Annotated in this window: 8 protein-coding genes; 4 read left to right on the top strand and 4 right to left on the bottom strand. The window is 32.8% G+C overall.

Going from position 1 to position 8648, the window contains the following annotated elements; translation table 11 throughout:
- Positions 1 to 129 precede the first annotated feature (129 nt).
- The 4 genes from HXZ69_RS07365 to HXZ69_RS07350 all read right to left on the bottom strand — a co-directional run bounded on the left by HXZ69_RS07365 (position 130) and on the right by HXZ69_RS07350 (position 3376).
- Entirely contained in the window at positions 130 to 864 is a 735-nt protein-coding gene (locus HXZ69_RS07365) for an SIMPL domain-containing protein (protein ID WP_115000467.1), read from the bottom strand.
- Between the two features lie 65 nt (positions 865 to 929).
- Positions 930 to 1562 (bottom strand): thiamine diphosphokinase, encoded by a 633-nt coding sequence (locus tag HXZ69_RS07360; protein ID WP_286495510.1) that lies wholly within the window; start codon positions 1560 to 1562, stop codon positions 930 to 932.
- Complete coding sequence (locus tag HXZ69_RS07355; protein ID WP_286495509.1) at positions 1555 to 2121, bottom strand: cob(I)yrinic acid a,c-diamide adenosyltransferase; 567 nt, start codon at positions 2119 to 2121, stop codon at positions 1555 to 1557. The genes HXZ69_RS07360 and HXZ69_RS07355 overlap by 8 nt, the downstream gene beginning before the upstream one ends.
- 37 nt (positions 2122 to 2158) lie before the next feature.
- Entirely contained in the window at positions 2159 to 3376 is a 1218-nt protein-coding gene (locus HXZ69_RS07350; protein ID WP_219034569.1) for an MDR family MFS transporter, read from the bottom strand.
- 123 nt (positions 3377 to 3499) lie between these two features.
- Here HXZ69_RS07350 and HXZ69_RS07345 point away from each other — a divergent pair, with 123 nt between their 5' ends.
- From HXZ69_RS07345 to HXZ69_RS07330, 4 genes are all read left to right on the top strand, one after another.
- On the top strand, positions 3500 to 4348 hold the full coding sequence (locus tag HXZ69_RS07345) for a DUF6929 family protein (protein ID WP_286495508.1): 849 nt from the start codon (positions 3500 to 3502) through the stop codon (positions 4346 to 4348).
- A 121-nt stretch (positions 4349 to 4469) separates the two neighbouring features.
- On the top strand, positions 4470 to 7385 hold the full coding sequence (gene secD, locus HXZ69_RS07340; RefSeq protein ID WP_286495507.1) for a protein translocase subunit SecD: 2916 nt from the start codon (positions 4470 to 4472) through the stop codon (positions 7383 to 7385).
- A 92-nt stretch (positions 7386 to 7477) separates the two neighbouring features.
- Complete coding sequence (locus HXZ69_RS07335) at positions 7478 to 8032, top strand: twin-arginine translocase TatA/TatE family subunit (protein WP_286495506.1); 555 nt, start codon at positions 7478 to 7480, stop codon at positions 8030 to 8032.
- Positions 8032 to 8607 (top strand): phosphatase PAP2 family protein, encoded by a 576-nt coding sequence (locus HXZ69_RS07330; RefSeq protein ID WP_286495505.1) that lies wholly within the window; start codon positions 8032 to 8034, stop codon positions 8605 to 8607. Before HXZ69_RS07335 ends, HXZ69_RS07330 begins: the two co-directional genes overlap by 1 nt.
- The last annotated feature ends 41 nt before the right edge of the window (positions 8608 to 8648 follow it).

Raw genomic sequence — 8648 nt, 5'->3', positions numbered from 1 at the left:
TGAGTACGTTTTACATAATTGCTTCTTTCTTCCATAATAACGATTTCTTTTTTGTATCGCTATTTCAGGACGGGACATATTTAAATAAAAAAAAAGCTTCTTATAAATTAAGAAGCTTTTTTTTATTTTTTAATTTGAGTTATAACTTGCTCTCACTGTAATTTGAGCCGTTTTCTGACGTGATGTTGTATTAAATGATCCACCAGCAGAATACTCTTCATTATCATTTTTACCTGTTATCTGAAAAATACCCAAATCGGCTTGTTTTAATTTTCCTAAACTAGTGCCAGATTTTGTAGCAATATTTTCTGCACGTTGTTTTGCATTTTCAGAAGCTTGCGCAATCAACTCAAGTTTCAAATCTTCTAATTTCGAGTAATAATAATTTGGATTAGAAGAACTCAGCTCAATTCCTTGACTAATTAATGTAGAGATTTCGCGCGAAGCTTTTTCTATTTTATCCAATTCTTTCGATTCGATTGTTGCGTCTTGAGATAGATTATAACCAGTAAATTGACTAATCGAATTTCCGTTTGCATCTGTTCCGTACTGAAAATCTTTTGAAATATTTACCGCTTCAAAAACAATTTCTTTTGGATTGATTCCTTGCGAAATCAAAAAGTTTTTGACAACCGTTTGATCAGCTTTTAATTGATCCGAAGCAATGCGCAAATCATAATCTTTGCGACTAAAAGTTGCACGCCATTTGACTAAATCAGCATTAAAATCTTTCAAAGCATTTCCAGTAACATTGATCGATTCAGAACTTCTGAATTTGTATTTGTAAGCGTTTCCTAATATACATGTTGCAGCAATTAACCCAACGGCTAAAATAGATGCTACAATAACTGAAAATTTATTCATAGTAATTTGGTTTTCAGTAAATGTACAAAAAATACTAAAGATGTATTTCACTGAAAATAGTGAAATTAAGCAATCAAAATAGGAAATTCTTGATCGATGATAAAGATGATTAAATTACCTTCTGAATAATCAATTGTAACCACATCTTCATTGGCTTTGTTACGAGTTCCTATGCGAGAAAGTAAGTTCAAATCTTCGTTATTTAACGGATATTCCAAGCCTTTTGTGACAATGTTTTTACATTCAGGAAAGGGTAGGAGCGAAATTGTTCGTCCAAAATAGCCTTCTAACTTTGTTTGTTTTTCTGCGAAAAAATATTGACTATAATTATCGTAAAATAAAATATTGATTTGATCTTTGAAACGATAAGCCGCATTCAAATTTCCAATAAAATGATCTTGTTGACGACCACTTGCTCCAAAAACATCAACCTGTTCAAAACCTTTATCCAAAATGATTTGTAAGGCTTTTGTAAAATCTGTGTCATTTTGATCTGGAGTAGAAATAACTTCTGTTTCAGGAGGAAACTGACTGATTTCAAAAGAATCAAAATCGCCCGAAATAACATCGGGCGTTATATGTAATTTTTGTAAATAACGAAATGCACCATCTGTACAAAAAATCATATCATAATTTGATGTATCAGGCAGAATAGTTGGAACTTCGCCATTCAAAAATAAAAGTGCTTTTTTATTCACCTGGAATCCATTTTACTTCTTCGTGATTATTGTCTGTGGCAATTTTTCGACCTAAAACAAATAAATAATCAGAAAGACGATTCAAATATTTTTGTAATTCTGGACGAATTTCTTCTTCTTCGGCCAAACCAACTGTCAAACGTTCGGCACGACGACAAATACAACGCGCAACATGTGCATGAGAAGCTGGTTGATTTCCACCTGGAAGAATAAAATGTGTCAATTGTTCCAATTGTCCTTCCAAATCATCAATCCATTCCTCTAATTGTACAATATCTTTTTCAGAAATAGTTTTCGGAATACGAGGTTTACCATTTGCCAAGTATAATTTATCCACTGGTGTTGCTAATTCAGCTCCAAGATTAAATAAACCTTTTTGGATGATGATAATTTCTTCCTCTAATGCTGGATCAATTTCATATGAACGAATTAATCCTAAATAAGAATTTAATTCGTCAACTGTTCCGTAAGAATCAATCTTTAAACTATTTTTAGAGACACGTGTTCCTCCATATAAACCTGTTGTTCCTTTGTCTCCTGTTTTTGTATATACTTTCATGTGATTTCAACTTATAATTATCGAAGATAAGAAAATCTTAAATATTTTTTGGTAAAAGTGGCTTAGTAAAAAAGTGATATCCGATAGCTACGATAACTAAAATAACTGTGGTGATTATCCAAAGTATATTAAAACCATAATCGGTAGCAATGTGAGTTCCTAAAAATGGCGAAACAATAAAGGCAATTGCAGCTGTCATTCCGTTCAATCCCATATAAGCTCCTCGGTTATTTTTTTGCGAACGAAAAGCTGTTACCGTTGACATCAAAGGTAAAACAAGCATTTCTCCAATAGACATTAGTCCAATTGCTAAATATAACATACCTAATGTGTGACTAAATGTGAAGATAAAATAACTAATTGCTGTGACAAATGAACCAAAAACTAAAAGTTGAGTAACTGAAAATCGTTTTTCGGTGTAATGGATCAATAACATTTCGAATACAACAATGATTATTCCACTGAATCCCATTAATAATCCAATTTCTGTTTGTGTTAAATGAACTACATCTTTGTAAAATAATGGAAGTGTATTTAGGATTTGGAAAAATGCAATAGAGAATAATACACAAAACAGATTGAATACTAAGAAAGGTGTATCAGTGTATGCATTACGTTCTTTTTCGACAACTGTTTTATCAGAAATATTTTCTGTAGCAGCATTTCGTTCTTTTCGTCCATTGAAAAAGACAAAGAATACAATTCCAGCAACCAAAGCAGCTCCTGCATTGCAATAGAATAATAAATCGTACGAATAATTAGATAAAAAACCTCCCATTGATGGACCAATTGAGAAACCTAAATTAACCGCCATTCTATTCAACGAAAAAGCACGAGTGATATTTTCTTTCTTTGCATAACGCGTGATGGCAACTGAGTTTGCAGGACGAAACATTTCGCTAATAATACTCAAAACAAGCATAATAACAGCAAAAGATTCTACCGTTTTAAAATAAGGTAAAATCAAAAACATCGGAGCACTCAGAAATAAACTGATGGCTTGTACTTTAAAGTTTCCGATTTTATCTGTTATCCAACCTCCAAGCCAAGAACCAATTACAGAACCAACTCCAAAACAACTCAAAACTATTCCCGAGTTTTCTAAAGAAAATCCTAATTCGGAGATCATATAAATTCCTAAAAATGGTAAAACCATCGAACCCATTCGGTTCAACAACATTACGATGGCTAACATCCAAGATTCTTTCGAAAGTCCGCTGTAAGCGTCAATGTAAATTTTTAGAATTTTTTTCATCTCTCAATTTTCTTTTAAGTGCTACAAAGTTAAATTCTTTTTTTACAAAAAAATGGTTATTTATCAAGGTTTCTGTTATTCTTTGATTACTTTTGAAACCTCTTAAAAATAAATCTTACATCTATGTTGTTTTACAATTTCATTCTTAAGGTTTTAATTGTCATAAATGGGCTTGGAGCTGCGTCTGGATTAGTCGTTGATAAACACCATGTTTACACGATTTCCGATGATAAAGCACATTTGTACGTTTACAATAAAAAGAAAAAAGAAGTGGATAAAGTTGATTTGAATCCAGAAGTAAAATCAAAACATATCACCAAAAAAGATAAACCAGATTTTGAAGCGATTACAAAGTTTGACAATCATTTGTATATTCTTGGTTCGGGTTCTAAGGAAAATCGTTTCGATTTGATTTCATATAACATCAAAACTAAAGAGGTACAAAACGATAATTATAGTTTTCTTTTGGATGAATTTTTAAAAGTTTCGAATTTATCTAAAAAAGATTTTAACATCGAAGGAATTATCACAGATGGACATTGTACATATTTTTTCAACAGAGGAAATGGTCCTGCTGGCGTAAACGGAATTTATAGAGTGGGAGGCAAGATAAATGATTTGAGAGGGAAAACAATTGATTTTTTTCCAATTACTTTGCCTAAAATTCATAATGAAACCACTACTTTTTCTGATGCTATTTTGGTCGATGGAAAAGTTTTGTTTACAGCAACAGTAGAATCTAAAAGTACAATTCAGTTTAATGGAGAAATAAAAGGTTCTATTATTGGTGAGTTAGATTTAGCTACAATGGAGGTTACACGTTGGCAAAAAATTTCGGATGATAAGAAAATCGAAGGTTTAGCGTTGTATAAAGAATCTGGAAAGAATTATACCTTGTATTTGTGCGAAGATAATGATGATGACTCTAATAAAGCGTCAATTTATATCTACAAATATCAAAAGGAAATCTAATTTTTTGAATAAAGAATTTCGAAATACGGACATCGATTTTCGATTTATTCTTAAAAAATTGTGAAAGTATTTTCAAGACTATTATATTTGTCCGTCAAAATTTATTTATCAATTAAACATTATGCGAGGAAGATGGCTCATTGCAGCATTTGCAATTATTTTAAGTCTCTTGTGTATCAGACAACTAAGTTATACTTGGTACACAACTAAAGTGGAGCATGAGGCGGCGCGCTTGGCGAGTAAGCCAGAAGACGAACCAAGAATTTTAGATAGCTTGGCTCAGCATCCTCTTGATTTGGGAATTATTAAGTACGATTATGGGTATGCCAAAAACAATGAAATCAATTTAGGATTAGATTTGAAAGGTGGTATCAACGTAATCTTACAAGTTTCTGAAAGAGATTTAATCGAGAATTTATCAGCGAAAAGTCAAAACCCAATGTTGGCAACGGCTTTGGATGCTACAGATAAAGCTCAAAAAACAAACGGTAACGTACCTTATGTCGAATTATTTTTTCAAGAATTTGATAAAATAAAAGGAGGAACAAAATACGCAGCTGCAGATTTGTTTGGAAACAAAAATAATGCGGATAAAATTGCGTACAATGCTTCTGACGATCAGGTAAAAGAAGTAATCCGTAAAGATATCGAAGCTAAAGTTGCAACAGCTTATGATGTAATTAGCTCTCGTATTAATCAATTTGGTGTTGTTGAGCCAGTAATTCAACGTTTAGGTGATAAAGGTGATGGACGTATCTTGGTAGAATTACCAGGTGTTTCTGACACTGACCGTGTAAAAAAATTATTACAATCTACAGCAAAATTAGAGTTTTGGCAAGTTGTTCGTCAAGATCCTACAGTTTTACAATATTTTTCTAGCGTTAATACAGAGAAATATAATGTAAAAAATGAGAAAGGACAAACAATCAAAACTTTAGCAGAAGTTATGCAACCAGCTGGTTCTAACGCAAGTTTTGTTGTGAATGTAAAAGATACTGCTGTTGTAAATCGTGTGATGCAAGACAAAGGTTTTGTACCTGGATTACCAGCAAACATTAGAGGATACAAATACTCTTGGGCGAATAAGCCAATGAATTTAGGTAAACAAGCGAATGATAAATCTGCTCCTAAATTATTAGAGTTTTATGTCTTAAAAGGTAAAAATGGAACGCAAGAACCATTAATCGAAGGAGATAAAGTAGTTTCTGCTGCTGGTGAACGTAATCCTGGTTCTCTTACAAATGAGCCTGTTGTTACAATGCAAATGAATCAAGTTGGAGCACAAGAGTGGTCTCGTATTACAGACGAGTTGAAACCTGCAGGTCCTGGACAACCAGGTCAAGGTGTTGCAATTGTATTAGACAATATGGTGTATTCTGCGCCAAACATCAGTAATCAAATTACAGGAGGTAACTCAGTTATTTCTGGAAACTTTACAATTGACGAAGCAAAAGATTTAGCAAACATTTTACAAGCAGGTTCTTTACCAGCTTCATCTAAAATCGTTTCTGCTGAGGTTGTTGGTCCATCATTAGGACAAGAAGCAATCAACAGTTCGTTAATCGCTTTTGGTTGTGCATTTGCATTAGTATTAATCTGGATGTTGTTCTACTACAGCCGTGCAGGTATTTATGCTAACGTTGCATTAATCGTTAACTTATTATTCTTATTAGGATTTTTAGTATCACTTAAAGCTACATTATCTTTACCAGGTATTGCCGGGATTATCTTGACATTGGTAACAGGAATGGATGCGAATATCTTGATTTACGAACGTGTAAAAGAAGAATTAAGAAAAGGAAAATCATTACGTCAAGCAGTAGATTTCGCTTATTCATGGAAAGGTGCTTTCTCTGCAATTATCGATGCCAACTCAACATCATTTATCACAGCATTAATTTTATTCTTCTTTGGTAAAGGTCCTGTTGTAGGTTTCGCAACAACGTTTATGATTGGTATTTTTACATCAACATTTACAGCGATTTTCATTACACGCTACTTTGTAGAAGGACGTTTAGCAAAAGGAAAATCTGTTCCTTTCTATACATCATTTACAGCACACTGGTTACAAAATATTAAAGTTGATTTATTAAAAACAAGAAAAATCTCTTATGCGATTTCAATTGTTTTAACAGTAGTTGCTTTAATTTCTATCTTCACAAAAGGATTTGACATGGGTATCGAATTCCAAGGTGGACGTACATATACAGTTCGTTTTGATAAACACGTAGATCCACAACAAATTTCTGAAAGTTTGGGTGATGTTTTCGTGTTAGATGGTGAAAAAATGATGCCACAGGTAAAAACGTATGGTGGTCAAAATCAAGTAAAAATTACAACAGCATACAAAGCGGATGAAGACGGAACAAATGTAGATGACGAGATCAAAGACAAATTATATATAGGTCTTAAATCTTATTTACCAGCGAATATGTCAGAAAAAGATTTCTCTGAAGATAATGCTACAATTGGTTTAATGTCTTCTGCAAAAGTAGGTCCTACAATTGCCGATGATACAACAAGAGCTTCTTATATAGCTGTTTCTTTAGCATTAGTTGCAATTTTCTTCTACTTAATCGTGATGTTCAAACGTTGGCAATTCTCATTATCAACTATCATCGCATTAGCGCATGACGTGATTATTGTATTAGGAGTTTTCTCTTTATTCAAAGGAATTTTACCTTTCAATATGGAGATCGACCAAGCGTTTATCGCGGCGATTTTGACGGTAATTGGTTATTCGATGAATGACTCGATTATTATCTTGGATCGTATTCGTGAGAATTTAACAGTTGAGAAAAAACACAACTTGTACGATATTATTAATATTTCTACATCAGAAACATTATCACGTACAATCAATACGTCTTTATCAACGTTCTTAATCGTATTAATCATCTTTGCATTTGGTGGAGAATCAATCAAAGGATTTATGTTTGCGAAATTAATCGGTATCGTAATTGGTACATTCTCGTCTATTTTCGTTGCATCTCCTTTATTGTATGACTTTACTAAAAAAGGTCAAATGAATAAATAAGATTCAAATTTTAAATAAATTTTAAGAAAGCCATCAAAGAAATTTGATGGCTTTTTTTCTTCTACTAAATTTAGATTTTATACATTTGTTTAGTGAATAGTTTAGTAATATACCCAGCGTTTTTAGACTTCCAGGAAGTCGTGATTATTATGGTGGTTGCTGTAGTTATTTTTGGACCAGATAAAATTCCAGAAATTGCTCGTGGTTTGGGAACTGCTGTGCGCAAATTAAAAGAAGCATCTGAAGATATCAAGCAAGAGATTATGAATCCTGTTCAGGATGTTGATCCTACAAAAGAGATTCAGAATACCATAAAAGAGTTAAATCCAATGAATGAAGTCAAAGATTCTTTTGCGAAAATTAATCCAATGGAAGACTTTCAGAAATCATTTGATGAAGTTCGTAATCCAGTAGATGAAATGCATCAAGCAATTCATCAAGACAATACAGTAAATGCAGCGTTGAAAGATGATGCACCAACTATGAAAGCTGTAGATCCTGTACAGGATTTGGAATTGGATGTGCAAGAAACAACAGAACCCGTTGTAGAAAATGTGGTTGAGCCAATTGTAGAGGAACCAGCGGTTGTTGTGGAACCAAAATCTGTAGACGAAGCATTAGGTTTAGGCGGATCAGTAAGTAGATAATGATACAAGATTATTTTGATTGGGATGTACAAATATTTTTGTATTTCAATAATTTAGGGAACGAAAAATGGGATTGGTTTTGGTTATTCGTAACCGATAAAAAAACATGGATTCCGTTGTATATCATCTTTCTCATCTTACTTTATGTAAAACTTGGTTGGAAAAAAACCTTATTGGCTGGAGTTTGTATTGCACTGATGATAGCGTGTGCAGATCAATTTACAAATATCTTGAAAAATTCTTTTCAACGTTTTCGCCCATGTTACACCGAATCGATTCAAGGATTATTTCGCCCGATAGATTGCGAGGGTAGAGGTAAATACGGTTTTACTTCGGCGCATGCATCTAATCATATGGCGATTGCAATTTTTATTGGAATACTGCTAAGACGCCATTACAAATGGTTACTTTATGTCTTACTTGTTTGGGCGTTAATGGTTGCTTACAGTAGAGTTTATGTCGGGGTACATTTCACAGGAGATATATTTTTCGGAACACTAATCGGAGTATTTTTCTCGATTCTTTTCTTGAAATTGTATTATTTCTTAGAAAAAAAATATTTGAAGAAGAATTAAATGTATATAAATTCAGAGATTTGCTTATCTATTTTATTTGC

It is taken from the genome of Empedobacter sp. R132-2 (assembly GCF_030324375.1).
In the GTDB taxonomy this organism is placed as follows: Bacteria; Bacteroidota; Bacteroidia; order Flavobacteriales; family Weeksellaceae; genus Empedobacter; species Empedobacter falsenii_B.
Note: the sequence above shows the minus strand (reverse complement) of the source record. Positions and strands in the feature narration are given on the sequence as shown.